Source organism: Photorhabdus sp. RM71S (assembly GCF_042879355.1).
Lineage (GTDB): Bacteria > Pseudomonadota > Gammaproteobacteria > Enterobacterales > Enterobacteriaceae > Photorhabdus > Photorhabdus kayaii.
Genome location: NZ_JBHFKV010000265.1, coordinates 1 through 276, shown reverse-complemented (window position 1 = coordinate 276; position 276 = coordinate 1). Strand labels below are relative to the sequence as shown.

1 protein-coding gene is annotated in these 276 nt (G+C 49.3%); it reads right to left on the bottom strand.

Going from position 1 to position 276, the window contains the following annotated elements; all coding sequences use genetic code 11:
- The coding region (locus tag ACGF5R_RS24830; protein WP_387693313.1) for an ISAs1 family transposase at positions 1–276 on the bottom strand (276 nt) is incomplete at both ends.

Below are 276 nucleotides of genomic sequence, written 5' to 3'. Positions count from 1 at the left end.
GCTCGTTTTCTACCGACCAGTGCCTTCTTATTGCCTTAGCCACGATTTCCGCCTCCAACGGTAGCGAGCTGACATACCAGCGTGAATCACGATGGGGAGGCTGGCCTTTTATGCTTCGTTCACTGACGACTTCAATAACACTTTGTATTGAAGGCCATTGCCGCTGAAGGACCTCCGGCAATACGGCACGAATTTGCATGACATGCCGAAATTCTGTCCGTCCATGACCGCTATTTTTCTGCGTAAATTCAACAAGCTCATCACTCTCATAATGCG